The sequence below is a fragment of the Streptomyces sp. NPDC048523 genome (assembly GCF_043199815.1).
In the GTDB taxonomy this organism is placed as follows: domain Bacteria; phylum Actinomycetota; class Actinomycetes; order Streptomycetales; family Streptomycetaceae; genus Streptomyces.
Window position 1 is genome coordinate 508,363 of sequence record NZ_JBICWQ010000002.1, and the last position, 23,480, is coordinate 531,842.

The following is a 23,480-nucleotide window of genomic DNA, read 5'->3' on the forward strand; positions in this document are numbered from 1 at the left end:
GGGGCTTCCGAAAGTCGGCTGTGGAGGGGGTCTGCATAATCTCTGGAGTTTGTGAGGGGAGGGACGAACACCATGGCGGAGTCGAACGGTCATCTGTGCCCGGAGTGCGGGGCACCGAGAGGGGCCGACAACACCCCGTCCTGCGGGTGCACCCGGCGCGCGTCGGACGCCCTGCGGGACGCACGTACGGCGGAGGCGGCCGCGGCGGAGGACTTCGATCCGCTGCGCATACGGCCGTACGTGGAACTGGACGACGAGACGGCGCCGGTGCACCGGGTGCCCGCATCGGACGCCACGATGCCGCTGCGCGCGCTGACACCGCCCCCGGCCACCCCGAGCCCCACCGATCTGAGCCTGTTCGAGGCGGAGGGGAACTCCTCCGCACCCCGCTCGACCACGCACGCTCCACACCCGAGCCGCACCCGACGCCGTACCGCCCTGCTCGCCGCCGGGGCGGTCGTGGCCGTGGTCGCCACGGCCGGGTTCGCCAGTGGGCTGTTCGCGTACGAGTCGCCGTCGCGGGACGAGGCGGCACCGCGGGACGTACGGCCGGCGGTGCCGGACGCGACGACGACCGCGGCGTCTGCGTCCCCCTCCACTGCTTCGACGTCGGTACGGCCGTCCTCCGCGTCCCCGTCCGCCACGGCGAGCGCGAGCCCGTCGGCCTCCCCGTCCCCGTCGAGGTCCAGCGCCTCCCCCAGCCCGTCCCGGTCGGCCGGACCCTCGGCGACCCCGTCGGCCCCCGCCACGACGGCTCCGGCGGCCGGATCCGACGCGGCACGCGAGGCGAACCCGCCGGTCCTGCGCCGGGGCTCCGAGGGCCCCGAGGTGGTCGAACTCGAACTACGGCTCACCCAGGTCGGCCTGTACTCGCGCAAGGCGAGCGGGCACTACAACGAGGGGGTCGAGGACGCGGTCGCCACGTATCAGTGGCAGCGGGGGATCCAGGCGCCGGAACACGGGGTGTACGACCTGACGACCCGCCAGCGACTCGAGTCGGAGACGACAGAACCCTAGGGGGTTCTCCGGGCACGGATCCGGTGGCGGTTGGTCCCGCCCACGCGGCGGAGCCGCAGACGCACCGGAGCACGTAAGTCAGGGGGCCACCTGACGACCCGGCTGCGCCTGCACTCGGAGACGACAGAGCCCCAGGCGGTTCTCCGGACACGGATCCGGTGGCGGCTGATCACGCCCACGCGGTCGCGTCCCGCGCGGCGGAGCCGCAGACGCAACAGCCCCCCGGCCCCGGCCCGGACAGGCGGGCCTGCCTGATGACCCGGCAGTGGCTGGACTCCGGGACGACAGAACCCTGGGCCGCTCCCTGGGCACAGATCCTGTGGAGGCCGGTCGCGCCCACGGGGCGGAGCCGGAGACGATGGAGGTCGTGCCCACGCGCACCGGTCCGGCGAGTGCGGCGAGCAGGGCGGCGCGGGCGGTCGGTGCCGTGCCGGCCTGTGCGGCGTTGCCGACGAGGCGGGCAACCGTCCTCGGCGGCATCCTCGGCGCCTGCACCACCGCCTGGCTGCGCCGCCGCGCGACAGCCGCACCGGACCCCGCCCCTCCCGGGGACATCTACCCGACGTAGATCCCCACCGTGCCGTCGTCCCGCGCCTCCACCCGCACCTGTGTCAGGTCCCGCACCACGACGTCCGGCCCGTGCGCGCCCGCGCGGGGACCGACTCCCACGACCCGCATCCCGGCCGCTTTACCCGCCGCGATCCCCGCCCCCGAGTCCTCGAAGACCACGCACTCCGCCGGTGCCACGCCCAGCTCCGCCGCGCCCTTGAGGAACCCCTCGGGGTCGGGCTTGCTCGCGCCCACGGACTCGGCGGTGACTCGGACATCGGGCAGTTCAAGACCCGCCGCCGCCATCCGGGCCGTGGACAGCGGGACGTCGGCCGAGGTCACCAGCGCGTGGGGCAGCCCCCGCAGGGAGGCCAGGAACTCCGGCGCCCCGGGTATCGCCACCACGCCGTCCATGTCCGCGGTCTCCTCGGCGAGCATGCGCGCGTTGTCCGCGAGGTTCTGCTCCACGGGCCGGTCGGGCAGCAGGACCGCCATCGACGCGTGCCCCTGGCGGCCGTGGACGACCTTCATGACCTCGTCGCCGTCCAGCCCGTGACGTTCGGCCCAGCGGCGCCAGATGCGTTCCACGACGGCATCGGAGTTGACGAGGGTGCCGTCCATGTCGAGCAGGAGGGCGCGGGCGGTGAGCACGGTGGGGGCGGCGGTGGCCGTCATCGGCAGCTCCAGGACGCGGGACGTGGGGCTTCGGAGGTGTCTTCCCCGCGCCCCCCGGGAGGGACAAGGCGGCCCCGCCCGCCGGTCAGGGAGAACGGGCGGAGGCCACTTTGTTTCTCTACGGTACAAAACGGGGCCGGTTCCCGCCACCACCCCCCGGAAACCGCCTGGAGATCGCCCGGAGATGGCCCGGAACAGTTCACCCGGAGTTCAGCTCATCCGGACACGGCCTCCCACAGGCTCCACAGCCCGAGCCCCAGCATCAGCAGCGCGGCGACCTTGGTGATCAGCTTCAGCGGAACCCGCTTCATCAGGGCCTTCCCGCCGACGATCCCGAGACCCGCCACCGCCCACAGCGCGAGCACCGCGCCGAGGCCCACGGAGAGCGGGTCGTCGTAGCGGGCAGCGAGGTTCGCCGTCATGATCTGGGTCAGGTCCCCGAACTCGGCGACCAGGATGAGCATGAACCCGGCGCCGGCGACCTTCCAGAAGGACTGGTCCCGCGGCTTGCGGATCTCCTCGTCACCGTCGTCCTTCTTGAACAGCAGCACGGCCGCGCCGCCGAGGAAGAGCACGCCGGTCACCGCCTGGACGATCTGTTGCGGCAGCAGGGTCAGCACACTGCCGGCCGCGACGGCGAGCGCGACATGCAGTGCGAAGGCGGCGGCGACGCCCGCGAAGACGTAGGAGGCACGGTAACGAGTGCCGAGGACGAGACCGGCTAGCGCGGTCTTGTCGGGCAGTTCGGCGAGGAAGACGACGCCGAAGACGACGGCCGTCACGGTCAGGCTGATCAAGGGTCCTCAATCGGTCGGGGCCGCCCCACCGAGAGTGTTCCTGCGAAACGACGCCTCGGCACGGCAGCACACAGTCAGTGCACTACTGGCCGAAGGTCTCGCTGGCCGATCCGTGAGGACCTGCCTCCGGGCGCCGGCTCAGACGAGCTGAGCAGTATGTCGACGGTCCGGCGAAGAGCTACTCCCCTTCAACGCCCTCCATCGTACGTGATCGTTTCGCCGCACATCTTTCGCCGTACATCTTTCGTCGCACACCTTGTCGTGTCATGTACGCGTCACTAACTTCTCACCGTACGCACATCTCCCCGCAACACGGAGCCGCGAGCATTCGACCGCTCGCACTCCAACGCCCCCGTCCCCCAAGGGAGTTCGCATGCCGAAGTTCTACGCGCGTCGACGGCTGAGCATACTCGCCGCGCTGACCGGGCTCATAGCCTCCGTCGGGCTCTTCAACGGCCCGACCGCCTCCGCCGCCCTCCCCACCCCGGTCAGCGCCGCCACCGCCCGCACCTACCTCGCCTCGCTCACCGTGGCGACCGAGAACCGCACCGGCTACGCCCGGGACCTGTTCCCGACCTGGATCACCATCAGCGGCACCTGCAACACCCGGGAGTACATCCTCAAGCGGGACGGCTCGAACGTCGTCACCAACTCCGCCTGCACCGCCACCAGCGGCAGCTGGTACTCCCCGTACGACGGCGCCACCTGGACCGCCGCCTCCGACCTCGACATCGACCACCTGGTCCCGCTCGCCGAGGCCTGGGACTCCGGGGCGAGCGCCTGGACCACCGCCCAGCGCCAGGCCTTCGCCAACGACGTCACCCGCCCGCAGCTGATCGCCGTCACGGACAACGTGAACCAGTCCAAGAGCGACCAGGACCCGGCCGAGTGGATGCCGTCGGTCACCTCGTACCGCTGCACCTACGTCCGCGCCTGGGTCCAGGTGAAGTACTACTACGACCTCTCCGTCGACTCCGCCGAGAAGAGCGCTCTCACGAGCTACCTCGCCGACTGCTGACCGATTCCGCGCCGGAATCTCCCCGCAGGCCTCGGTCGTTCCGTACCGTACGGGGCGACGGAGGAGGATCACGTGACGGATCTGCGGGTCGGACCACTGCTCAGGTACGTCGACGGCTCGTCCGCGACCGTATGGGTCGAGACGAGCCGTCCGTGCACCACGGAGGTGCGCTGCTCGGACGGCACCGGGGGTGAGGCCCCCACCTTCCAGATCGAGGGCCACCACTACGCCCTGGTCCCGGTCGACGGCCTCGCCCCCGGCACCGAGCGGTCGTACGAGGTGTTCCTGGACGGCACACGCGTGTGGCCGCTGCCCGACTCGCCCTTCCCGCCCTCCGTGATCCACACGCCCACCGAGGAGGTGCCCGTCCGCGTCGCCTTCGGCTCCTGCCGCTGGGCCGCGCCCCCGAAGGGCGAGAAGGACCCGGTGGGCCCCGACGCCCTGGACACGCTCGCGTCCCGTATCGCCTCCGAGCCGGAGGGCGAACGGCCGGACGTCCTCGTCCTGCTGGGCGACCAGGTCTACGCCGACGAGACCTCCCGGGCCACGCAGAGCTGGCTCGCCGCGCGCCGCGATCTGAGCGAGCCGCCGGGCAGCCAGGTGGCGGACTACGAGGAGTACACCCACCTCTACTACGAGTCCTGGCTCGATCCCGAGGTGCGCTGGCTGCTGTCCACCGTGCCCAGCTGCATGATCTTCGACGACCACGACGTCATCGACGACTGGAACACCTCCGCCGCCTGGGTCGAGGACATGCGCGCCCTCCCGTGGTGGCGGGAACGGCTGCTGAGCGGGCTGATGTCGTACTGGGTCTACCAGCACCTGGGCAATCTCGCCCCGGCCGAGCTGGCCGCCGACCCGCTCTACGCCGCCGTACGCCGATCACCCGACGGCACCGACGAGCTGCGCGACTTCGCCTGCCGGGCCGAGGCCGACGCGGCCTCCGTGCGCTGGAGTTACCGGCGCGACTTCGGCCGGGTGCGGCTGCTCATGGTGGACTCCCGCGCGGCCCGCGTCCTCGACGAGCAGAACCGGTCGATGCTGGACCCCGGCGAGGCCGAATGGCTGCGCGGACAGGCGCTGGAGGAGCGGGCCTCCTACGACCACCTCCTGATCGGCACCTCGCTGCCCTGGCTGCTGCCGCATCTGGTGCACGACGCCGAGGCGTGGGACGCCGCGCTGTGCCGGGGGGACCGCGGGGCGCGCTGGGCCCGGTTCGGGGAGGGTCTGCGGCGCAAGGCGGACCTGGAGCACTGGGCGGCGTTCCCGGAGTCCTTCGCGGCGCTGGCGGATCTGATCGCCGAGGTGGGGTCCGGTCCCGAGGCGCCGGCGACGGTGCTGGTGCTGTCGGGGGACGTGCACCACGCGTACGTGGCCGAGCCCAAGTGGCACTCCGGCGGACCGGACGCCCGCGTTCTCCAGCTCACGTGTTCCCCCGTCCACAACTCCGTGCCCAGTTACATGCGGTTCGGCTTCCGCTTCGGCTGGAGCGCGGTGGCACGGACACTCGGTCGGGGGCTCGCCCGGCACGGAGGCTGTGCCCGACCGCCGGTCTCGTGGCGGCACACGGGCGGCCCCTGGTTCGGCAACCAGCTCATGACGCTGACGCTGAAGGGCCGTTCGGCGCGGCTGCGGCTGGACCATGCGCGGGAGTCGGGCGAGGGACAGGCGCGGCTGGTGACGCTCTCGGAGTCCGAACTCACCGGTCGGAGCGGCCGCGAGGCGTCCCGGCTCACCCGCTAGCCGGGCCCCTACAGAACGGCGCCAGGTGTGGATTCGGACACACTTTCGGACGCCGATTCGGTGACCCGCAAGCCGCTCCACGTGCAGGTCGGAGTGAAACGGAAGGGGCAGCAGAGGCAAACCGATGGCTAAATGTTGAACTTGAAAGCATTGCTGGGGCGCCCCTACCGTGGATGGCTTCACTCGGTTCCATCCCCCTGGGGACACCCCCCTGTGGGACCGACCCGACCGAAGGAGTCCCCCACGATGACCGGACGCCTGAACAGCGCCCAGCCATACGTCCTCGGCCTTTACCGCATCGTCGTCGGCCTGCTCTTCCTCTGTCATGGCGCCGCCTCCCTCTTCGGTGTCCTCGGCGGTGCCGCCGGTACCAACGGCGGCACGCTCGAAGCGGGCACCTGGCCCGGTTGGTACGCGGCCGTGATCCAGCTCGTCTGCGGCGCCCTCGTGCTGCTCGGCCTGGGCACGCGCGCCGCCGCGTTCATCGCCGCGGGATCCATGGCGTACGCGTACTTCAAGGTCCACCAGCCGGTGGCCCTGTGGCCCATGGAGAACGGCGGTGAGGCCTCGGCGATGTTCAGCTGGGCCTTCCTGCTACTGGTCTTCACCGGGTCCGGCGCGTTCGGCCTGGACCGGCTGTTCGCGAAGCGCTCGGCGGACGAACGGAAGCCGGCGGCGGAGCCGGTGGCCGTCTGAGGCGAAGCAGCCGGGTGAACATACCGAGTTCATCCCATGCGCCCCCCGTGAATCTCCTGTCCCGGCCGACGCGTACGCTGTATGGCTGTCTACGGGGGAATCACGGGGAGTCGCGGTGTTGGAGAGCCTGGGGTCACTGACCGGCAGTCCATGGATCTACGCCATGGTCGCTTTGTCGGTGCTCCTCGACGTGTTCGTGCCGGTGCTGCCCAGCGGGGTGCTGGTCATCACGGCCGCGACGGCCGCGGCCGCGGGCAGCGCGGCGACCGGACAGGTCCCCGATGTGATGACCCTGATCCTCTGCGCGACCACCGCCTCCGTGCTGGGCGACCTGGCGGCGTACCGCCTCGCCTTCCGGGGCGGTGCGCGCCTCGACCGCGCGATCGCCCGCTCACGCCGACTCACCACGGCGCAGGAACGTCTCGGCGACGCGCTCTCCGCGGGCGGCGGGGCCCTGGTCGTGCTCGCCCGATTCGCGCCCGCCGGCCGCTCGGTGGTCTCCCTCCTGGCCGGCAGCGCCCAGCGCCGAGCCCGCGACTTCCTCCCCTGGTCCGCCCTCGCGGGCCTGTCCTGGGCGGCCTACAGCGTGGCCCTCGGCTACTTCGGCGCCCACTGGCTGGGAGCGACCTGGCTGGCGACAGGGGTGTCGGTGGCAGCACTCTTCGGAGCGGGCGCGGCGGCGACCTATGTGATGCGGCCACGTACGGGGGCGGCGGGGGCGCGGTGACGCGGACTGCGTCGGCGGCTACGACTGCGACGGCAGGACGTGCGTCGGCTGCGGGTCGGCGGGCACTGGTCGCAGCCGCGCGGGAGAGCCGCATCTCGGCACGACCTCGAAACCCCCGGTAGGTGCTGCTGCGGCGGCACCCGGTCGGTGGTTGACACGATCTGCCCCGGTCGCTCCCGCACCCGGCACTTCCCCGACGCCGGCCCCGGTCAGCTCGCCTCGCGTCGAGTTGCTCCCCGGATTTCCAGTCCCTCCAGCAGCTCCGCCGTCGCCTCCGCGATCACCTCCACGGCCCGGTCGAAGACCTCCTGGTTGTGGGCGGCGGGGGCCCGGAAGCCCGACACCTTGCGCACGTACTGAAGCGCGGCGGCCCGAATCTCTTCCTCCGTCGCCTCCTCGGGCAACACAGGCGGACGAAGCGTCTTGATACTGCGGCACATACCGACAGTCTCCCTCCCCGAGCGGATCGGCGCTTCCGCCCGCCCGTCCCGAATGCCATGATCCTCGCCGAGGCGGCCACCGACCCCGGGGCCGACCGACGAGAGGAACACCCCGACATGGCGCACGACTCCGCGCACCGTAAACCCACCGTGGCCGTCCTGGGCCCGGGCGGCACCGGCGGCCTCCTCGCCGCCCTCCTGGCCCGCGCCGGACACCGCGTGATCTGCCTGGCCGGCGAGGACACGGCGAACACCCTGCGCACGACCGGCATCCAGGTCCGCAGCAGCACCTTCGGCGACTTCACGACCCCCGTCGAGGCCGACACCGAGCTGCGCGAACCGGTCGACGCCTGTGTGATCGCCGTCAAGCACACCTCCCTGCACTCCGCCCTCGACCGCGTCCCGCCCACCGCCCTCGGCGACGGTCTGGTCGTCCCCCTCCTGAACGGCGTCGAACACCCGGCGACCCTGCGCACCCGCTACCGCCCGGACCGGGTCGCCCCCGCGGTGATCCGCGTCGAGTCGACGAGGCTCGCACCGGGCGTGATCGAACACGGCAGCCCCTTCGCCGAGCTCGACCTGACCGGCGACGGCGTCCCCCGCGAGCGCCTCGACGCACTGGCCTCCGCCCTGGCCGCGGCCGGCCCCGCGACCCGCGTCCTGGACGACGAGACGGCCGCCCTGTGGGCCAAGATGTCCTTCCTCGCTCCCTTCGCCCTCCTCACCACCCTGCACGCCGTCCCCCTCGGCGAGGTGCGCACCCACCACCGCGAGGAGCTGACCGCACTGGTCGAGGAGACCGCCGCGGTCAGCGCGGCCTGCGGCGGCCCCGCCGATGCCGCCCAGGCCCTGGCCCGCTACGACGCCTTCCCGCCCGGCACGAAGTCCTCGATGCAGCGCGACGCGGAGGCGGGCCGCCCCCTCGAACTGGACGCGATCGGCGGGGCGTTGCTGCGTGCGGCCGACCGGCATGGAGTGAAGGTGCCCGTCGCGGCCCGGGTGGTGCGGGAGGTGGCGGACGCCGCCCGCTGACGCGCACACCCGCTGACGCCCCACCCTCACGCGCGCCCCCTCAGTCGCCGTCGCCGCCCGTCAGGTCGAACCGCCAGTCGTTCGACTTGATCCAGTGCCCCTTCGGATACTCGAACTCGGCCTGTCCGAGCAGCGTGAAGCCCGCCCGACGGCAGACGGCGTTCGACGCGGTGTGCTCCACGCTCGGGAACGCGTGCAGATACCGGTGTCCGCCGGCGGCCCGTGCCTCCTCCACGACGGCGCGGGCCGCCTGCTCGGCCAGCCCCCGCCCCTGGAACTCCGGCAGGATCCCCCACCCGGTCTCCCATATCAGGGAGTCCCGCCACTCACGCTGCCAGAACCCCACCGAGCCGACGGTCTCCCCGCCGTCCGCGAGCGTGACCCGGTACATCCGCCCCGACGACAGCCCGACATACCGCCGGTGCCGTGCGACGAGCTTCTCCTCGCTCTCCGACCCGCCCAAGTGATCGGTCATCTCAGGGCTGTTGATCCGCTGAAGCAGCCAGAAGTCACCCTCCGCCCAGGGCACCAGCCGCACCTGCTCCGTATCCATGCCGACCACCTTAGGCACCAGGACTGACAACGCCCCCGGCCTGCGGATCTGCCGAACCGGCAACCCCTGAGACCGGCCCGCGCACCAAAATCATCGCCTCGCCCGATGCACGGCGACGGCCATGACGACCACGGAGGTCAGCACGATGCCGGCACCCACGTAGAGCGGTGCGGTGTAGCCGAGGCCCGCCGTGATCGCGAGGCCTCCGGCCCAGGCGCCCAGCGCGTTGCCGATGTTGGACGCGGAGACGTTGGCACTGGCGGCCAGTGCCGCGCCCTGGGCATAGTCGGTGACGCGGGTGATCAGGCCGGGCACGCCGGCGAACCCGAACACGCCCATCAGGAACAGCAGCACCACCGACGCCGTGGCGCCGGTGGCGAGCAGCCCGAACAGGGCCAGGGTGACGGCGAGACCGGCCAGGGCGAGGAGCAGCGCACGGTCCCGGTCGTGGTCGGCGGCCCGACCGCCGATCAGGTTGCCGACGACCAGGCCGACGCCGTACACCATGAGCAGCCAGGCGACATCCGACGGGGAGAAGCCGCCGACCTCGGTGAGCGTGTAGGCGATGTAGCTGAACGCGCCGAACATTCCGCCGTAGCCGAGCGCGGTGGCCACCAGGGTCAGCCAGACCTGCTGGGAGCGGAACGCGCCGAGCTGGGCGCGCAGCGCGGTGGGAGCCGTCGGTGTCTTGCCGTGACCGCCCGGCACGAACGCGACGATCCCCGCGAGCGCGAGCAGGCCGACCGCGGTGACCGCCCAGAACGCGGCCCGCCAGCCCCAGCACTCCCCCACCAGCGCGCCGAACGGCACACCGAGCACGTTCGCGACCGTCAGCCCGGCGAACATGACGGCCACCGCGCGGGACTTGCGCTCCGGTGCGACCAGGCTGCGCGCGACGAGGGAGCCGATGCCGAAGAACGAACCGTGGCACAGCGCGGCGACGATCCGCCCGAGCAGCATCACCCAGTAACTCGGTGCGACGGCGGACAGCAGGTTGCCGAGGACGAACAGGACCACCAGGCCGACCAGGACGTGTTTGCGGGGCAGCCGCGCGGTCGCCGCCGTCAGGGCGATCGCGCCGACCGCGACACTCAGCGCGTATCCGGAGATCAGACGTCCCGCGGCCGCCTCGGACACCGCGAAACTCGACGCCACCTGCGGCAGCAGCCCCGCGATCAGGAACTCGGTCAGCCCGATGCCGAACCCACCGACGGCCAGCGCCACGAGCCCACTTGGCATCCGTCGCCGTTCGATCGCCGGGCTGTGCACATGGCAATCCCCAAGGTCCGCGCTCATGGACCGACCCTCGCGTCCCGACCACGGACCGGTCCATGGACAAAGCGGCGACGACGCTTGGACGAAAGCGGGGACGATGTTCCTCATGGAGTTCTTCTGCTACCACCGTGACCGGCCCGGCTCCCTGCCCCTGCGGGAGGAGCTGACGGAAGCGCACTGGGCCTACATGGACCGGTACGAGGCCGAACTGATCGCCCGCGGCCCGACGTTCGCCGCCGACGGGGAGACACCCACGGGCAGCGTGCACATCGTCGGCCTGCCCGATCCGGCGGCCGCCCGCGCGTTCGCCTTCGACGAGCCCACCTACCAGGCCGGCGCGTACCGGGATGTACTGCTGCGCCGCTGGCGCAACCTGCTGGGCCGCACCATGTGGGACTTCCCCGGCGGCCGGACCGGCGGCGACCGGTACCTGGTGCTCGGTCTCGGCGCGGGAGAGGCCGCCGACCTCGCCGTACCGGCCGACAAGGACGACCTGATCGCCTACGGTCCTCTCCTGTCCGACGACGCCGGCGCCTGGCTGGGCACCGCGGCCCTGGTCCGCGCCCCGGATCCGGACCGGGCACGGGCCGTGCTGACCGCAGACCGATATGCCGTGGTAGAGGTCCACGAGTGGGAGTTCGGCGGACGACGCTGACAGCCCGTTCTCGGGGCAACCGCACAGGGACCAGCCGCACGAACAAGGAGCGTCCACGCCATGGGTACCGCCGTCCACGTCCCGCAGACCCGGGACATGATCGGGGACGAACTCTCCGGAGACGAGGCGTTCACCGCCCTGCGCCACTACGGCGGGCTGCGGCTGCTGACCGACTCCTTCGCGCGGTTCCGTTACGCCGACGGCTTCACCAACGCGCGTGCTCTCGCCTTCCAGGTGGTGCTCGGGCTGGTTCCGTGCACCGTGGCGCTGGTCGGTCTGGCCACGTCGGTGCACACGGAGGGCGTGGGCCGGATCATCGAGCTCACGCTCGGCCGGATCGTGCCGGGCGCGAGCGCCGACGTCGTGAAGGACGCCTTCGACGGGACGCGCCGCACCGCGCACGGCAGCGCATGGAGCACGCTCGCCCTGTGGCTGGGTCTGGGCTTCGCGCTGTTGAACCTCGCCTCGGCCATGGGCCAGATCGAACGCGGCGCGAACCGGATCTACGGCATCGAGCGCGACCGCCCCTTCCCGCGCAAGTACGCGCGCGGGATCGTGCTCGCGCTCGCCGCCGGTCTGCCCCTGGTGCTGGGATTCGTCGTGCTGGTCGCCGGAGAGGCCGTGGGCGACGCGGTGGCCGAGTCCGCGGGCCGGGAGGGCGGCGGGCCGCGCTGGTGGGGAGTGCTGGACCTGCCGGTGGGGCTCGCGCTGGCCTGGGTGGCCTCCGCCGTGATCTTCCGCTGGTCACCGCGCCGGGTGCAGCCGGGTTACACCTGGCTGGCCTTCGGCTCGGCCGTACATCTGCTGCTGTGGGTGGCGGCCACCTGGCTGCTCGCGCTGTACGTCGAGGAGAGCGGTGCCTTCGGTGCCGTGTACGGGCCGCTCACGGCCTTCATCGCCCTGCTGCTGTGGGCGAACCTCACCGCTGTCGCCCTCTTCCTCGGCATCGCATTCGCCGCCCAACTGGAAGCGGCCCGCGCCGGCATCGAGTCGGCCGTACACCCCGATCCGGGCCCGGGGGTGTGAGGCCATCCGGCAGCGATGTGACGCGGGGTGCGGGATGCGGCAGCACACCGGCGGCCGTACCCCCAGATCCCCGCCCCGGGGTGTGAGGCCGCCCAGCAGCGATGTGACGCGGGCTGCGGCGGCATACCGGCGCCGTACACCCCATCCCGGCCCCGGGAGGTGCGCCGGAGCCCGCCCGCAGCCCCCGGCGTCAGCCTTCCGCAGCCGCGGTGACCGTCGCGGGGTCCACGCCGGTCAGTTCGACGATGCGGTGCGGTGGTACGCCGGCGGCCAGCGCGCGGCCGATCAGGTCGTCCCGGCCGTCCGCGTAGTCGCGGTAGGTGAGCAGTTCCTCCTCCACCCCGGCGAGGGACTCCGGTGCCAAGTGGTGGCGGACCCGGCTCAGTTCCTCGTCGCTCAGCGGCACGGGCAGCCGTTCGGCCCCCTCGGGCACGGCGGCGGTCTCCTCCGGCGGCAGCAGGCGAAGATGCGGGGAGGTCAATGTGGTGCCCTGGGCGTCCAGCCACGCGCGGACCGCGGGCGTCTCCATGCACGCGAGCTCGCCGACGGCGGCGGGGGCCACGCCCAGCCGCGCGGACGCGTTGTCGAGCAGGAACAGGTAGGCGTCGTCGGTCATCCTCGGCTCCTTCACACCAGGGGTCGATCGACGTCCCATTACCCCGCCTCGCCCGGCTAATGTTCAGGTTCGGTGGATGACCCCGGAGGAGTGAGGACATGCCCGGTTTTCCCAGCACGCGTTGACGTCGTAGGCCGTCCGGCCTGTCATCGCGTGCCGCCCCCGACGGTGTGGCACAGCAAGCCTTCGATCCGGGGATCCTTGTGCCGTCCGCTTCCTCCGACGTGTCCGATTCCGGTCGCCCCACCCCGTCGAGCCTGTGGCGGAACGGCGACTTCCGTAGCCTCTGGGTGGGCCAGACCGCCTCCCAACTCGGCGAACAGACAAGCCTGTTGGTGTTACCGCTGTTCGCCGTCCTGACCCTCGACGCCGGTGCCGGCCAGTTGGGTGTCCTGCGGGCGGTGGGGCAGGCGCCGATCCTGCTGCTCTCGCTCTTCGTCGGCGCGTGGGTGGACCGATGGCGCACCCGCACGGTGATGGTCCTGTCGGACGCCGGCCGGGCCCTGGCACTGGGTGCCGCCGCCCTGGCCGGGCTCCTGGGGCTGCTCGGCCTGCCCGCGCTGTTCGCGGTCGTCTTCGCCGTCGGGGTCCTGTCCGTGTTCTTCGACGTCGCCTACCAGTCCTCTCTCGTGCGGCTGGTGGGACGCGACCAGTTGGTGCGGGGCAACAGCGCGCTCGAGGGCAGCCGGTCCGCGGCGCAGATCGGCGGTCCCGCCCTCGGTGGTGCGCTGGTGTCCTGGCTGTCGGCACCGGTCGCCGCCGCGGCGGGCGCGCTCTTCTTCGCGCTGTCGTTCCTGTCGATCCGAGGGATCCGTCGCGGCGAGTCGATACCGGAGCACTCGGGACGCTCCCCTCGCACAGGGCGGCGTATTCATGAGGGCCTCCGTTTCGTCGTGCGCGACACCTCGCTGCGGACCGTGTGCCTGGCCTCGGCGGCCTTCCAGTTCTCCTTCGCCGCGCTGATGACCGTCTATCTGCTCTTCCTGCCGCGGGAACTGCATCTGTCGGGCGCGGTCGTCGGACTGTGCCTCGCGGCTACGGGGCCGGGCGCGCTGCTGGGCGCACTGCTGGCCGCTCGTCTGCCGGGCCGGTTCGGTCATGGCGTGGTGCTGGTGACCGCGGCGGTACTCGGCGACGGCGCGTTCCTGTGGGTGCCCGCGCTGCACGGCTCCTCCGCGGTGACGGTCGCCGCGCTCCTCGCGGTCGGCTTCGTGTTCGGGGCGGGCGGCCAGTTGGTGAACGTCACGGTCATGGCCGTACGGCAGGCGGTCACCCCGGACGGACTGCAGGGCCGCGTGGCTGCCACGATCACGTTCGTCGGCATGGGCCTGACTCCGCTCGGCTCCCTGCTCGGCGGGTACCTCGCGCAGGAGTGGGGGTTGCGGGCCAGTCTCCTGGTGACGGCCGCGGGCATGATGCTGTCGCCGGCACTGATGGCCCTGTCCCCGCTCGCCCAACTGGGACGGACGCTCCCGACCCACGTGGGGCCCACCGACCTCGCGTCCGACTGATTCCAGCGGGACCGACGGCCTGCCGCGAGGACGACGGGTCCGCCGCCCAGACCGACCACCCGCCTGCCCGCCGCGACCCCCGTCTGCCCGCCCCGGAGTCGCCTTCGTTCACCCGCACCGCCTCGACGCCCGCCGCGCGTCGCCGGTCGTGAACCTCTCAGCGCCGCGAGGCCTTCGGGAGCGGAGGCGACGACCACGGCGCCCAGCCCACCCGCCCGCTACAAACCGCCCAGACCGACCGCCAGCCGCCGGCCCACCCGCCCATCCGTCACGCGACCACTCGTCCGCCACCCACACCGACCGCAATCACGACACCAACCGCCCCCCACACGGGCCATCCGTGCCACGCCCAGCCGCCGGCCCACACCGACCATCCGCCACGACCACCCGTCCGCCCAAACCGACCGCCCACCCACAGACCGTCCGCCACCAGCCCAAACCGGCCATCACCGCCGCCCAGCTCACCCGCCCGCCACCCCATTCGCATGAACCTCCCGAAGCCACTCGCCACTCAAAATCGAACAGGCGTAGCATTGTGTCGTGGCTAAGACCTATGACTTTCCGAGTGACCTCCTCGCCGGTCAGGAGGAGCTGCATCAGGTCCGGGCCGAGCTGTCGGCCCTGCTCAAGCGGCTCCCTTGGTCGGTCGCGCCTCTGGACGGCTTCAGCGACGACAACGGCTGGCGGAAGGTGGAGCGCCCCGCCTCTCCCGGCTGGACCCCCGACGAACAGGCCGAGGTGGAGAAGCTTCGGCAACGCGAACACGAACTCGCGGTCTTCGTCACCACCCACCGCTTCTGGACGGAAGTGGAGACACCGGACCGCGTGGACGCCCGGACCGGCCTGAAGCACGCGACCGGCACGCGAGAAGCGGGCTGAACGACGAAGGACCCCGGCCGAGATCGGCCGGGGTCCTCTCCTGATGTGGGCGCGGACGGTTTCGAACCGCCGACATCCTGCTTGTAAGGCAGGCGCTCTACCCCTGAGCTACGCACCCGAGACGAGTCGACAGCCTACCTTGCCCGGGGCCCTGCCCTGCAAACCCTTACCCCCGGGGCCCGGGGAAGTCAGGGTCGGTACGGGGGAAAACCCCACCCCCGATCCGGGAGCGGCCCGGATCCCCCGCAGGCGCCCCGGTCCCTAGGGTCGAAGCAGGGTCGCGGAGTGCCCGCGGCCGCCCGTCCAGGGCTCGATCAGAGCTCGATGAGGGCTGAGTCAGGGCTGAACCAGGGGGAGATCATCATGTTCCGTTCCGTTCCCGCACGTGCCGTCGCCGCGGCCGGGGTCGTCGCGCTTCTCGTCGCGGGGGCCACCGCCTGCGGTGCTTCCGCCGGGGACGACAAGACCCCCGACCACAAGTCCTTCGCGCTACAGGGCCGCACCCTGACCGTCGACTCCGACGACTCGGCGCTGGAGATCGTCGCCGCCGATTCGAACAAGTCGGGGACGGTCGAGGTCACCCGCTGGTTCCAGGGAACCGTCGCCGTCGGCAAGGACCCCGAGGTGACCTGGTCGATGAAGGACGACCGGCTGGTGCTGCGGATGAAGTGCAGCGGCGTCGTGGCCGACTGCGCGGCCAAGCACCGTATCGAGGTGCCGCGGGACATCAGCGTGAAGGTGAAGGACGGCGACGGCAGTGTGCGGGCCCGTGGGTTCACCCGGCCGCTGAGCATCAGCACCGGGGACGGTTCCGTGCGGGTCACCGACTCCAGCGGGCCGCTGGAGCTGCACACCGGCGACGGGTCGATGCGCGCGGAGGTCACCTCCCGCCGCGTCACCGCCCGCACCGGCGACGGCTCGGTCCACCTGGAACTCGGCGCCGTACCGGACCGGGTGCAGACCCGCAGCGGCGACGGCTCGGTGACCGTCGAGCTACCGAGGGCCACCTACCGCGTCGAGACGAAGACCGGCGACGGAGGGGTCGACGTGTCCGTGCCCCGTTCCGACTCCAGTGACCACGTCGTGTCCGCCCAGAGCGGAGACGGAAAGGTCACCGTGCGAACCGCGAACTGATCGGCCCGTGTGTTCGTCCCTTACCGGTGGGAGAATGACACCGGGCACCGCCAGGACGGACCACAGCACGGGAGAGGGATGTGACGGCGACACCAGCGCAGCCGTACTCGTCGTCGTCGGTGCCGCCGGCACAGTCGTCGGTGCCGCGCGCACAGTCTTCAGTCCCGCGCGCACAGTCTTCAGTCCCGCGGGCACAGTCTTCAGTCCCGCGGGCACAGTCGTCGGTGCCGCGGGCACACCGTCAGGCGTTCAAGGACACCCTTATTCTCGTCGGCCTCCCCCTGCTCGCCGCCCTCGTGCTGCCGGCCGCGTTCGCCGGCGGCGGCACCCGGCGCTGGTTCGGCGGGCGCGCGGAGAGCCAGCGGGCCGAGGCGCAGGCCGCGAAGGACGCCGCCGCGGCCGCGTTCTACGAACTGGACACCGCCCAGCGGGATCTGCGGATCTCGATAGAGACGATCACGGCCGTCGACGACTCCCCCGCCGCCCGGCGGGCGGTCGCCGACTTCCAGGCGATCAGCGGGCGGATCGACGAGGCCAGCGGGCGCTACATCGAGGCCGTCGACGCCCATGACCTCGACCGGGACGACCTGGAGGCGTCGGTCGCCGCACACGCGCGCACCGAGCTCACCCGGGCCAAGGACGACCTCGGCAACGTCAAGAAGGAGCTGGATCGTTTCGGCGACAGCCTCGGCCCGCTGCTCGGCAAGGCCGAGACCCAGCTGGCCCGCCTCGCCCCGGCCGTCGAGCGGGCCCGGCAGGGACTGCTGGCCGCCTCCAACGCCCTGGACGCCGTACGGGAGTCGGGGCTGAAGGCGGACGACCTCGCCGCCCGGCTCGCCGCCCTCGGAGCCGACCTGACCAAGCTCAACCAGGGTGCCGGGCAGCACGGCGTGCCGGAGACCCTGGAGCGCGCCGAACGGGTGGCCCGGGAGGCCGAGTCGATCCGGGTGGAGGCCGAGCGGCTGCCGGAGCGGGCCGCGGAGATCGATCACCGGCTCGTCTCCCTGCGTACCCGCGCCGAGGCCCTCACCACCCGCGCGGGCCAGGTCGATCCGGTCCTGAGCGAACTGCGCCGCCGGTTCACCGCCGCCTGCTGGCAGGACCTCCAGCACGTCCCGGACCACGCCGCCGAGAACGTCCGGCAGGCCGAGCAGAAGCTCCGCGAGGCCCGTGCGGCACGCGACGAACAGCGCTGGCCGGACGCGACCTCCCTGCTCTCCACGGTCCGCGCCCTGCTCAACACCACCGACGAGTCCGTCTCCGCCGCCGGCGACCGGCTGCGCCGGCTGAACGCCGTGCAGAAGGACCCCCAGCAGGAGATCGACCGCACCCGCTTCGCCATCCGCGACGCGCAGCGCCTGGCCATGACCGGCCGCACCACCCCCGACCCACGGCACGCGCGCCCCCTGGACGACTCGGTGGCCCGCCTGGACCGGGCGATCGCCACCCTGGAGGGCCGCCACCCCGACTACTGGCACTTCCTCACCGAGACGGAAGCGGTACGGCAGACGGTGGCCCGGGTGGTCTCGCAGATCCGCGAGGAGCGCGGGGGCGCGCACTGAGGGTGCGTCAGCCCTCAACTACTTGCGAGCAGGAAATTGAAGTTCGCACGAACTAGACAAATCGACCTTTTTTGCATACATCGCGCCAATACGGTGACATGGACTAAGACCCGCATATCTCTCGCAAAAGGAGATGGTGGTATGTCTTCCACCGAGTTCCAGCTCGAGGACCTCACCGAGGTTCCCGGCACCGACGTCGAAGCGGCTCTCGACCCCGTCGAGGCCGACGGCTACTACCGCGACAGCCGCCAGTGCGCGGCGCTTGCTCTGACGTCCTCGTCGAGCAACCTCCTGCTGTCGCCTCCGACGCCACGGCCGAAGAAGGGCTGACGGGAGAATCCGTATGGAGCAGTCAGGCACTTCGACCCGCCTCGCGGGCGCGGTGCAGGGCCTCACGTCGGAACTGGTCTCCGCTCTTCGGAGCGGAGACCGCTTCCGGCTCGCGGGCATGGTCGCGCAGGGGCACGCCCCCGGGACGACCGCCGACCCGACCCTCGCCGCCGTACGGGTGGTGGGAGCCGATGTCGTCCTGCCGAGCGTCCTGCTGCGTTGCCCACCCCCGGACGGGGACGATCTCGCCGTGTTCGGCAAAGCCGTACACGCCTACCCGCCGCCCGCCGGAGCCCCTCCCGCCTCGGTGTGGAGTCACTGGGCCATGCGGCGGGCCCTGCTGCGGCTGGACGCGTCCCTCGACGGCGCGTGGGACGACGACGCCGAGCCCGAAGCGGCCTGGCTCGACGACGTGCCGTGGCAGTTCCTGACCCATCAACTCGCCGTGCTCGCACCGCTCGCGCTGCCCGGCGAGGACTGCGCGGTGGCCCGTGCGGCACGCCGCCGCCCGGTCGACGTCGCCCGGGGATTCGTCCGGGCGGTCCGCCGCCGCGACTGGCTGCAGGCAGCCGGAGCAGGACGCTGGCTGGCCGTCCTCGACGGCGTGCCGCGGACGCTGGGCCTGGACACCGGGCTGGAGTTCGTGGCCCAGATGGGCGGCGAGGACGCCCGCGTGGCGTTCCAGGTCGAGGCCGCCCAGCTGATGCGGACCGGGGTGCTGGTGTGACGGCGCACCAGGTGCGGGCGGCGGACCAGGCCCGGGCGGCGAGCGAGGTCCCGGCAGCGCGCGACGTCCGGGCTCTGGGCGAGGCCGCACTGGCCTGGGTGTGCGCCCACCGCGACGGATTCGCGCTCGGCGACGACGCGCTCGCCGAGCACGGCAACGTGAACACCACCTGGAAACCCCTCGGCGAGCTGGCCCAGGTGTGCGTCAGCGTGCGACGGCACACCGATCCGGCCGACCCGCTCCACGTGATGGCGTCCGACCTGCTGTCGTTCGCGTGGCAACAGACCGGTCGCGGTGCCCTGTTCACGGAGTTGCAGCGCCTGGAACCCTTCGCGACGTATCCGCTGGAGGTGTACGCGGCGTTCGCGTCGGCGGGCCTGCGTCATGCCGGCTACGAACGCGCCACCGCGACGGTGGCCCGTACCCGCGGCTGGCACGTGACGGAGCAGGAACCGAACCGGCGCCTGAGCGTGCTCAACTCCGAGCGCCGCAGCGGCCTCCCCCAACACGGCGACATGGCGCGGGCGTTGGACCGCACCTGGCTCGCCGGCCTGCCGGAGCCGTGGACGTTCGAACTGGCCGCCGGCTACACGCTCACCCATGTGATCTTCCATGTCACCGACTGGGGTCTCACCCCGCGGGCCGTCCCCCCACCGGTCGCGGCCTATCTACGGCACTGGCTGCCGCCCTGGCTCGACACCTGTCTGGAGGACGAGCAGTGGGACCTCAGCTGCGAACTGCTGGCCGTGGCGAGCAGCCTGCCCGGTCCGCCGGAGACCGCCCTGTTCGAGGAGGCGTGGGCGAGGCTCTCGGTGGCCCAGGACGACTCAGGTGCCGTCCCGGAGGTCGGCGGACGAGGCAGCCGTACGACCGCGCCCGCCTTCCTCGACTGCTACCACTCGACGCTGATGACGGCCTTCGCCGCCGTGCTGACCGTCAACCGGCTGCGCGAGGCGGCCGGGGACGACACGGAGGCGGAGGCGGAGGCGGCGGCCGACGGACAGGGAGTGCCGGGATGACCTCCACGCGTCTCATCCACCAGGTCGGGCTCGGCGCCCTGGAGTGGCTGCACGCCCACCGTGACGGATTCCGGCTGGAGTTGGACGTCGATCCGGAGGTCGGCTTCCTGGAGCGTTTCAAGCCGGTCGGCGAACTGGCGCTGATCTGCAAGGTGTTGTTCCGAGAAGGCGTGGCGGGGTCCCGACAGGCCACGCTGGCACGGCAGTTGATCGACCACGCCTGGCGCCACACGCTGGACGGCGGCCGGATGCTGGTGCTGGGCCAGCGCACCGAGCCCATCTCACCGATCCCCTTCGAGGTGTACCTGCCGTTCAGGGAACTGGGCTACAGCAACCCCGAGGCCGAGCGGGCCTTCCGGCTCAACCAGCGGCTGGACAGCTTCGCCGCCCTGGAGATGGCACCGGTGCGGCGCCTGGGCCTGTCCGCCTTCCAGCGCCGCTTCGGCCTGCCGCCCCGGGTTCCGGAGGCCGACATCGTCGGCGCGACATGGCTGGGGCGTGCACCCGAACCCTGGACGGTGGAAGGGCACATCGCCTACGACATCACCCACACCGTCTTCCACCTCACCGACTGGGGGGAGAACCCCGACGGCCTGCCGGCCGGGATCGCCGGCTACCTCGCGGACTGGCTGCCGGCCTGGCTGGACGACTGGCTCGACCTGCAGCGCTGGGACCTGCTCGGTGAACTGCTCGTCGTCGACGCCTGTCTGCCCCGTCCCACCTTCGACGAGCGGGCCTGGGAGGGATTCGCCGCCGCCCAGCAGCCCGACGGCGCGATGCCCGCCGTACGCGAGATGCCGCCGGGCGGACCCGACGAGGTCTTCGACGTCGTCTACCACCCCACGCTGGTCGCCGCCTTCGCCTCCGTCCTGGCCACCTCCCGCGCCCTGACACAGCTGGCGCACACCCCGTCATGACAGCCCCAGCACGGTGGCCGGGCAGTCCGGCCGACGTCACCGGCGTGACGTCGAAGCAGGCACCCCTCGACGACGAGACGGTACGGCGGCGGCTCGACGTGGCCGTCGACGCCGTGGACGCGCCCGACGTCGTCTTCGCCCTGTCCCGGCACGGTCGCCGCACCGTGCGCACCGGAGGCACCGCGCCGCCCCCGCCCGTGGCCCGCGAGCGGCTGCGCTACGAAATGGGCTCGGCCTCCAAGACGTTCACCGGACTGCTGCTGGCCCAGCTGACGCAGACGGGCCTGCTGTCCGCGGGCGAGCCCGCCGCAACCCTGCTGGATCCGGCCCGGCGCCCCGGCGAGGACCCGGTCACCCTCGCCCACCTGATCACCCACACCGCCGGTCTGCCCGCGCTGCCCGCCGACTTCTTCGTCCGGGCGCTCCCGGCGTGGCGCACCAACCCCTACGCCCGCTATCCCGCCGAGCGCGTGGTCGACGCCTTCCTGCGTCACCGGCGACGCCACCGGCCCGGCACCCGCTGGCACTACTCCAACTTCGGGGTCGCCGTCCTCGGTCACGCCCTGACGGCGGCGACCGCCACTCCGTGGGACGAGCTGCTCACCGGCCAGGTGCTGGGCCCGCTCGGGCTGAGCGAGGCCACCCTCGTCCCCGGCGGCCCGGACACCGACGCCACCGGTCATCGCAAGGACGGTACGACGCCCGTGCCCCCGCTGATTGTCGGCGGCTTCCAGGCGGCCGGGGCCGTCCGGGCCACCCCGCACGACCTGCTCACGTTCCTCGAAGCCCATCTGGACCCGGCGGGCCGCCCGCTGGCCGACGCGCTGTGCGCGGTACAACGCCCGGTGCTCCGGCGCGGTCTCGGGCACCGGCATGTGCACACGGTGGCCTGGTTCCAGCACCCCACGGAGTGCGGTCCGATGTACTTCCACGGCGGGGCGACCCTCGGTCAGCAGGCATTCCTGGGCTTCCGGCCCGACATCGGCACGGCGTTGGCCGCCGTGTGCACCCGCCGTTTCCGCGCCGGCGATGCCTTCGTGCCGACCGCGTACACCCTGCTGGCAGAGATGTAGCGGACCGGCGAGCCCGGCATCGCCGACGTCACCGCGTCCGTCCTCAGACGCGCTGCCACAGCCCCGGAGCGAGGGCGGGTTGCCACGCGGCCTGCGCCTGGTGGGACTGCAGGCACTCGTACGTGACTCCGTCGACGGTCACCCGCGCGCCGACCTGGTACACCCGGCCCGCGGCCCAGGAACCCTGCTGGCCGTCCTCGGGGGCGGATGCACCGCTCTCGCTCGTGCTGGTCTTCAACGTGAGGCCGTAGGCGCTGAGCACCGGGTTGATCGGCTGGTAGAAGGTCGTGCCGCCGCTCGTGCAGTCGCCGGATCCCCCGGACGTGACGCCCTGCGCCTGGACTCCCGAAATGTACGAGCCGCCGGAGTCACCCGGCTCCGCGCACACCGTCGTACGGGTCACGCCGTCGACGGTGCCCTCGGCGTAGTTGACGCTCGTGTCGTGCTGCTCGATCGTGCCGCAGTGCCAGCCCGTGGTGGAACCGGACCGGCACACCGCCGCCCCGGTCAGGGCCTGCACCGAGCCGGCGGTCAGAACGTCCTGGTCGCCCTCGCCCTTGACGGCGGGCGTCGCGGTCCAGTCGCTGTTGACGCCCACCCAGGCCATGTCCTGCCCGGGGAAGACGGACGCCTGGAAAGTGCCCTGGGCGACCTGGTTGTAGCCGGTGGTCGTCGCCCCCGCCTTGCCGCAGTGCCCGGCCGTGGCGAAGCCCTGCTGGTCGCCCTTGGTGACGCCGAACCCGATGGAGCAGCGGGCCGTGCCGTCGATGTAGAAGGCGTCACCGCCCCGGATGTCGTACAGGGCGCGCGGCCGGTCGGCCGACACCTTGACGTCCACGAGGGCGCTGTCGACGCCGGCGGCCTTGACGAGCGCGTCGGCGGCGGCACGGCTCGTCGCCTGCACCGTCACCCGGTTGGTCCGTACGTCGATGTACCGGACCGGCGTGTCGAGGGCCTTGCCGGTCACGGAACGGTCCAGCTTCCGCTTGGCCTTCCTCAGGTCCTTCAGCGGGGTCTTGACGACCACCGCCCGTGCTCCCCCGGCCTCGATGGCCGGCCCGTCCGCGGCGTCGGTGGTCGCGACCGTCAGGTCGGCGGAGGTGGCGCCGCTCACCCACGCTCCCGCGAAGCGCTTGCCCAGCGCGTTCTGCAGCCGGCCGGCCCGCGTGCCCGCCTCGGCCTCGTTCACCAGGCGCGTCCTGGCCTGTGTCTCGGTCAGGCGCAGGTCGCGCTCCAGGGCCCGCAGGACCACGGGTGAGGGGCTGTTCGCACCGAGCGTCTCGGCGGCGGAGGGGGCCGGCGTCGGCGCGGGGGGCTCGACGGCCGCCGCGGCGGGCAGCCCGGTGAGCACGAGTGCACCGAGTACCGTCAGCGCGGCACAAGCGGCTGAAACGGGTCTGTGGACCATCAGGCGTCTCCTCGGATAGGGGAACAAAGGCCTCGAATCCCTAGGTTTTGCCGAAAACGGCTCAGCGGATGTCGGTTTCCCGTGCGTTCCGCGCATCGGAC

Annotated in this window: 25 protein-coding genes and 1 tRNA gene; 18 read left to right on the plus strand and 8 right to left on the minus strand. The window is 72.2% G+C overall.

All coding sequences use genetic code 11. The features are described from left to right. Positions 1 to 72 precede the first annotated feature (72 nt). Both ACGFWE_RS11270 and ACGFWE_RS11275 read left to right on the plus strand, forming a co-directional pair. Complete coding sequence (locus tag ACGFWE_RS11270) at positions 73 to 1,017, plus strand: peptidoglycan-binding domain-containing protein (RefSeq protein ID WP_393599470.1); 945 nt, start codon at positions 73 to 75, stop codon at positions 1,015 to 1,017. A gap of 367 nt (positions 1,018 to 1,384) precedes the next feature. Beyond that, on the plus strand, positions 1,385 to 1,585 hold the full coding sequence (locus ACGFWE_RS11275) for a hypothetical protein (RefSeq protein WP_393599472.1): 201 nt from the start codon (positions 1,385 to 1,387) through the stop codon (positions 1,583 to 1,585). Here the strand turns inward: ACGFWE_RS11275 and ACGFWE_RS11280 are convergent. Both ACGFWE_RS11280 and ACGFWE_RS11285 read right to left on the minus strand, forming a co-directional pair. Continuing rightward, complete coding sequence (locus tag ACGFWE_RS11280) at positions 1,573 to 2,241, minus strand: HAD-IA family hydrolase (protein WP_352383358.1); 669 nt, start codon at positions 2,239 to 2,241, stop codon at positions 1,573 to 1,575. The two genes, ACGFWE_RS11275 and ACGFWE_RS11280, sit on opposite strands and share 13 nt — an antisense overlap. A 215-nt stretch (positions 2,242 to 2,456) precedes the next feature. Then, positions 2,457 to 3,038 carry a TMEM165/GDT1 family protein gene (locus tag ACGFWE_RS11285; RefSeq protein WP_352383359.1) on the minus strand — a complete coding sequence of 194 codons (582 nt, stop codon included), beginning with the start codon at positions 3,036 to 3,038 and terminating at the stop codon, positions 2,457 to 2,459. Between the two features lie 373 nt (positions 3,039 to 3,411). Here ACGFWE_RS11285 and ACGFWE_RS11290 point away from each other — a divergent pair, with 373 nt between their 5' ends. From ACGFWE_RS11290 to ACGFWE_RS11305, 4 genes are all read left to right on the plus strand, one after another. After that, positions 3,412 to 4,056 (plus strand): HNH endonuclease family protein, encoded by a 645-nt coding sequence (locus tag ACGFWE_RS11290; protein WP_393599474.1) that lies wholly within the window; start codon positions 3,412 to 3,414, stop codon positions 4,054 to 4,056. 72 nt (positions 4,057 to 4,128) lie between these two features. Further along, positions 4,129 to 5,799, plus strand: a complete 1,671-nt coding sequence (locus tag ACGFWE_RS11295; RefSeq protein ID WP_352383363.1) for an alkaline phosphatase D family protein — start codon at positions 4,129 to 4,131, stop codon at positions 5,797 to 5,799. A 246-nt stretch (positions 5,800 to 6,045) separates the two neighbouring features. Then, positions 6,046 to 6,495, plus strand: a complete 450-nt coding sequence (locus ACGFWE_RS11300) for a DoxX family protein (protein ID WP_393599476.1) — start codon at positions 6,046 to 6,048, stop codon at positions 6,493 to 6,495. Positions 6,496 to 6,610: 115 nt separating this feature from the next. Next, entirely contained in the window at positions 6,611 to 7,222 is a 612-nt protein-coding gene (locus ACGFWE_RS11305; protein WP_352383366.1) for a VTT domain-containing protein, read from the plus strand. A gap of 209 nt (positions 7,223 to 7,431) precedes the next feature. On the opposite strand, the gene ACGFWE_RS11310 is transcribed toward ACGFWE_RS11305, so the two are convergent. Further along, the gene (locus tag ACGFWE_RS11310; RefSeq protein ID WP_352383367.1) at positions 7,432 to 7,662 is read right to left on the minus strand and encodes a DUF2277 domain-containing protein; all 231 of its coding nucleotides are present in this window, start codon (positions 7,660 to 7,662) and stop codon (positions 7,432 to 7,434) included. Positions 7,663 to 7,779: 117 nt separating this feature from the next. Between ACGFWE_RS11310 and ACGFWE_RS11315 the strand changes: the two genes are divergently transcribed. Next, positions 7,780 to 8,694: a ketopantoate reductase family protein gene (locus ACGFWE_RS11315; protein ID WP_393599479.1), complete on the plus strand. Its 915-nt coding sequence runs from the start codon at positions 7,780 to 7,782 to the stop codon at positions 8,692 to 8,694. 40 nt (positions 8,695 to 8,734) lie between these two features. Here ACGFWE_RS11315 and ACGFWE_RS11320 read toward each other — a convergent pair whose 3' ends face one another. Next, positions 8,735 to 9,247 (minus strand): GNAT family N-acetyltransferase, encoded by a 513-nt coding sequence (locus tag ACGFWE_RS11320; protein WP_393599481.1) that lies wholly within the window; start codon positions 9,245 to 9,247, stop codon positions 8,735 to 8,737. A 90-nt stretch (positions 9,248 to 9,337) separates the two neighbouring features. Continuing rightward, the gene (locus ACGFWE_RS11325) at positions 9,338 to 10,486 is read right to left on the minus strand and encodes an MFS transporter (protein WP_393600193.1); all 1,149 of its coding nucleotides are present in this window, start codon (positions 10,484 to 10,486) and stop codon (positions 9,338 to 9,340) included. Positions 10,487 to 10,628: 142 nt separating this feature from the next. Between ACGFWE_RS11325 and ACGFWE_RS11330 the strand changes: the two genes are divergently transcribed. Together ACGFWE_RS11330 and ACGFWE_RS11335 are read left to right on the plus strand one after the other, a co-directional pair. Further along, entirely contained in the window at positions 10,629 to 11,177 is a 549-nt protein-coding gene (locus tag ACGFWE_RS11330; RefSeq protein WP_393599483.1) for a YciI family protein, read from the plus strand. 60 nt (positions 11,178 to 11,237) lie between these two features. Then, a complete protein-coding gene (locus tag ACGFWE_RS11335; protein ID WP_352383373.1) occupies positions 11,238 to 12,203 on the plus strand; it encodes a YihY/virulence factor BrkB family protein in 966 nt (321 codons plus the stop codon). Positions 12,204 to 12,393: 190 nt separating this feature from the next. Here ACGFWE_RS11335 and ACGFWE_RS11340 read toward each other — a convergent pair whose 3' ends face one another. Beyond that, a complete protein-coding gene (locus ACGFWE_RS11340; RefSeq protein ID WP_393599485.1) occupies positions 12,394 to 12,819 on the minus strand; it encodes a DUF6003 family protein in 426 nt (141 codons plus the stop codon). A gap of 224 nt (positions 12,820 to 13,043) precedes the next feature. Here ACGFWE_RS11340 and ACGFWE_RS11345 point away from each other — a divergent pair, with 224 nt between their 5' ends. Both ACGFWE_RS11345 and ACGFWE_RS11350 read left to right on the plus strand, forming a co-directional pair. Continuing rightward, a complete protein-coding gene (locus ACGFWE_RS11345) occupies positions 13,044 to 14,330 on the plus strand; it encodes an MFS transporter (RefSeq protein WP_393599487.1) in 1,287 nt (428 codons plus the stop codon). Positions 14,331 to 14,870: 540 nt separating this feature from the next. After that, complete coding sequence (locus ACGFWE_RS11350; RefSeq protein WP_393599489.1) at positions 14,871 to 15,209, plus strand: hypothetical protein; 339 nt, start codon at positions 14,871 to 14,873, stop codon at positions 15,207 to 15,209. A gap of 46 nt (positions 15,210 to 15,255) precedes the next feature. Here the strand turns inward: ACGFWE_RS11350 and ACGFWE_RS11355 are convergent. Further along, positions 15,256 to 15,327 (minus strand) — tRNA-Val (locus ACGFWE_RS11355). Positions 15,328 to 15,572: 245 nt separating this feature from the next. Here ACGFWE_RS11355 and ACGFWE_RS11360 point away from each other — a divergent pair. The 7 genes from ACGFWE_RS11360 to ACGFWE_RS11390 all read left to right on the plus strand — a co-directional run bounded on the left by ACGFWE_RS11360 (position 15,573) and on the right by ACGFWE_RS11390 (position 21,971). Continuing rightward, on the plus strand, positions 15,573 to 16,343 hold the full coding sequence (locus ACGFWE_RS11360; RefSeq protein WP_393599491.1) for a DUF4097 family beta strand repeat-containing protein: 771 nt from the start codon (positions 15,573 to 15,575) through the stop codon (positions 16,341 to 16,343). Positions 16,344 to 16,567: 224 nt separating this feature from the next. Continuing rightward, the gene (locus tag ACGFWE_RS11365) at positions 16,568 to 17,905 is read left to right on the plus strand and encodes a hypothetical protein (protein WP_393599493.1); all 1,338 of its coding nucleotides are present in this window, start codon (positions 16,568 to 16,570) and stop codon (positions 17,903 to 17,905) included. Positions 17,906 to 18,046: 141 nt separating this feature from the next. Continuing rightward, positions 18,047 to 18,235 carry a hypothetical protein gene (locus ACGFWE_RS11370; RefSeq protein ID WP_007381710.1) on the plus strand — a complete coding sequence of 63 codons (189 nt, stop codon included), beginning with the start codon at positions 18,047 to 18,049 and terminating at the stop codon, positions 18,233 to 18,235. 13 nt (positions 18,236 to 18,248) lie between these two features. After that, the gene (locus ACGFWE_RS11375; protein ID WP_352383382.1) at positions 18,249 to 18,962 is read left to right on the plus strand and encodes a hypothetical protein; all 714 of its coding nucleotides are present in this window, start codon (positions 18,249 to 18,251) and stop codon (positions 18,960 to 18,962) included. 11 nt (positions 18,963 to 18,973) lie between these two features. After that, positions 18,974 to 19,981 (plus strand): DUF6895 family protein, encoded by a 1,008-nt coding sequence (locus ACGFWE_RS11380; protein ID WP_352384339.1) that lies wholly within the window; start codon positions 18,974 to 18,976, stop codon positions 19,979 to 19,981. Continuing rightward, positions 19,978 to 20,898 (plus strand): DUF6895 family protein, encoded by a 921-nt coding sequence (locus ACGFWE_RS11385; protein WP_393599495.1) that lies wholly within the window; start codon positions 19,978 to 19,980, stop codon positions 20,896 to 20,898. Before ACGFWE_RS11380 ends, ACGFWE_RS11385 begins: the two co-directional genes overlap by 4 nt. Next, positions 20,895 to 21,971 carry a serine hydrolase domain-containing protein gene (locus ACGFWE_RS11390; protein ID WP_393599497.1) on the plus strand — a complete coding sequence of 359 codons (1,077 nt, stop codon included), beginning with the start codon at positions 20,895 to 20,897 and terminating at the stop codon, positions 21,969 to 21,971. The genes ACGFWE_RS11385 and ACGFWE_RS11390 overlap by 4 nt, the downstream gene beginning before the upstream one ends. A 43-nt stretch (positions 21,972 to 22,014) precedes the next feature. On the opposite strand, the gene ACGFWE_RS11395 is transcribed toward ACGFWE_RS11390, so the two are convergent. Continuing rightward, complete coding sequence (locus ACGFWE_RS11395) at positions 22,015 to 23,379, minus strand: carbohydrate-binding protein (protein ID WP_393599499.1); 1,365 nt, start codon at positions 23,377 to 23,379, stop codon at positions 22,015 to 22,017. Positions 23,380 to 23,480: the final 101 nt, after the last annotated feature.

Coding starts and splice junctions, on each gene's coding strand:
- ACGFWE_RS11360 (WP_393599491.1), top strand. CDS start 15,573: ATGTTCCGTTCCGTTCCCGCACGTGCCGTCGCCGCGGCCGGGGTCGTC.
- ACGFWE_RS11290 (WP_393599474.1), top strand. CDS start 3,412: ATGCCGAAGTTCTACGCGCGTCGACGGCTGAGCATACTCGCCGCGCTG.
- ACGFWE_RS11385 (WP_393599495.1), top strand. CDS start 19,978: ATGACCTCCACGCGTCTCATCCACCAGGTCGGGCTCGGCGCCCTGGAG.
- ACGFWE_RS11280 (WP_352383358.1), bottom strand. CDS start 2,241: ATGACGGCCACCGCCGCCCCCACCGTGCTCACCGCCCGCGCCCTCCTG.
- ACGFWE_RS11330 (WP_393599483.1), top strand. CDS start 10,629: ATGGAGTTCTTCTGCTACCACCGTGACCGGCCCGGCTCCCTGCCCCTG.
- ACGFWE_RS11300 (WP_393599476.1), top strand. CDS start 6,046: ATGACCGGACGCCTGAACAGCGCCCAGCCATACGTCCTCGGCCTTTAC.
- ACGFWE_RS11320 (WP_393599481.1), bottom strand. CDS start 9,247: ATGGATACGGAGCAGGTGCGGCTGGTGCCCTGGGCGGAGGGTGACTTC.
- ACGFWE_RS11340 (WP_393599485.1), bottom strand. CDS start 12,819: ATGACCGACGACGCCTACCTGTTCCTGCTCGACAACGCGTCCGCGCGG.
- ACGFWE_RS11325 (WP_393600193.1), bottom strand. CDS start 10,486: ATGCCAAGTGGGCTCGTGGCGCTGGCCGTCGGTGGGTTCGGCATCGGG.
- ACGFWE_RS11395 (WP_393599499.1), bottom strand. CDS start 23,379: ATGGTCCACAGACCCGTTTCAGCCGCTTGTGCCGCGCTGACGGTACTC.
- ACGFWE_RS11335 (WP_352383373.1), top strand. CDS start 11,238: ATGGGTACCGCCGTCCACGTCCCGCAGACCCGGGACATGATCGGGGAC.
- ACGFWE_RS11310 (WP_352383367.1), bottom strand. CDS start 7,662: ATGTGCCGCAGTATCAAGACGCTTCGTCCGCCTGTGTTGCCCGAGGAG.
- ACGFWE_RS11390 (WP_393599497.1), top strand. CDS start 20,895: ATGACAGCCCCAGCACGGTGGCCGGGCAGTCCGGCCGACGTCACCGGC.
- ACGFWE_RS11315 (WP_393599479.1), top strand. CDS start 7,780: ATGGCGCACGACTCCGCGCACCGTAAACCCACCGTGGCCGTCCTGGGC.
- ACGFWE_RS11375 (WP_352383382.1), top strand. CDS start 18,249: ATGGAGCAGTCAGGCACTTCGACCCGCCTCGCGGGCGCGGTGCAGGGC.
- ACGFWE_RS11370 (WP_007381710.1), top strand. CDS start 18,047: ATGTCTTCCACCGAGTTCCAGCTCGAGGACCTCACCGAGGTTCCCGGC.
- ACGFWE_RS11270 (WP_393599470.1), top strand. CDS start 73: ATGGCGGAGTCGAACGGTCATCTGTGCCCGGAGTGCGGGGCACCGAGA.